Genomic DNA, 1,579 nt, shown 5'->3' with positions numbered 1-1,579 from the left:
AAATGCGGGGCAGGGCATAAAAAATGCGGCTCAGACAACTTACAGAGAGCTACAAGAAGCTGGCGAGAAATATCGGGAATCAAGTAAGCCACGAAGCCCAACGAGCATAGACTAAAAAAAAGCCCGCGATGCGGGCTTTTTGTTTACCTCTGTGCGGGTATATGTGTAAACCATTTATAGAAGCTACGTCCGGCATATATAGCACAGACAAGCGCGATAAGGTCAGGAAGCCACGAAGACCTGACACCGAAAACTGCATCAAACAGTCCGATGCCAAAGATGAGGGCAACGAGGACCATGAAGGTAAACAAGAATGCGAGAACGACCCCTAGTGCCTGATACCAGACCGCTTCACGGACGTCAGGCGAACTCCCATCCCACCTTTCGGATAGGCAGAACGGGCAGCAGCTCGATACGGGGCGACCACCTCCAAGCCACCATCCCCAGCCGCCGTAGAAGCCGCGACTAAAGATTGTCTTGGGCACCATCATCTTTCCGCAGCACTGGCACTTCACTGAATCATGGCTCGGCATAGCCACCTCTTTCCACTTCAACCTTGTCATGACTACATCATCGCTCGGTATCGCAGGAACCCAAATGCTCATCGGATATCGCGCCCATAATCGCCATAGCTCTCCCTGGTAGGGAGCCCAACGAAGACGCCAGGCATTGCCTGGTCCGATAGCTCATTGCAGCCTGACTGTGAGCAATCAAGCCCTTATCTTGTTAGCACCAATGGCAGGTGCTCGCCTTTCGCCTATCTTGGATTTTGATCTGACGGCAGGAGGAGCATTCGACAACGCTAACCTCCTGAGAGCGATAACCCGACGCAAGAAGCCAGCATTCAGATGCGTCGAGAGTATCGGCCTCAGAGAAATTCAGGTACGACCAGATCAGGCGGTACTCATTGAGCGCGAGCGAAAAGGCCAGCGCATTGATACGAGTCTCGGGGTTCTTGGCCAGCAGCAGGTAGATGCTCATGAAGAGCAGAGCGTGGCGAGGCATTCTCTCGATACTGCTCGAATGACTGCCGATTCGACCGCCTCCCTTCGGGCCAACACGATTCTCACGGCGCAACTTACGATGAAGGCTGTTAACGCGCTCAGGCAAGCCAACGTGGGCGGTAACGAGTTTGGGGGTCACACCATCCTTCAGCAGCCTTTCTGCGACGACATCACCACTGGTTAGCTCCGCGTTCCAATCCCGCACGCGGCCCATACGCTTACCTCCATTAGCGCGCTGGTGCTTCAGCTCGCCGAGGATAATGCGCAGGCAATCACTCAACTGTGCCTCAGGGTTGTCCGGCATCAGCTCTAGGGAAGCGAGGTCGCACCGAAGGCCAACCTTGAAGCCTCCTTTCTGAATCATCATGAGCCGTCGCAGAAAAGGTTCATGCCGGAAACGGTCGAAGCCTTCATTGTCGAACCCGATGCTGATCAGTGGGTTCGTCTTGTTAGTGATCGCGAAATTGATGGTTTCAGTGACCATGGTCAACCGGATGCATGTGCGCTCAAAAAGGTCATCATCCAGCCCTCCACGCCCAACATCCAACCTGTCATAGGAGATCCTAAAGAGAGAG

1 protein-coding gene is annotated in these 1,579 nt (G+C 54.0%); it reads right to left on the bottom strand.

Annotated features, from left to right (window positions below):
* Positions 1–726: 726 nt before the first annotated feature.
* Positions 727–1,579 (bottom strand): hypothetical protein (locus HZR81_RS23500; RefSeq protein ID WP_500129386.1); only part of this gene is annotated, 853 nt, incomplete at its 5' end.

This window comes from Pseudomonas sp. LM13, assembly GCF_041381355.1.
In the GTDB taxonomy this organism is placed as follows: Bacteria; Pseudomonadota; Gammaproteobacteria; order Pseudomonadales; family Pseudomonadaceae; genus Stutzerimonas; species Stutzerimonas frequens.
The sequence above is the reverse complement of the archived record's forward strand: the minus strand, read 5'-3'. Positions and strand labels throughout refer to the sequence as shown.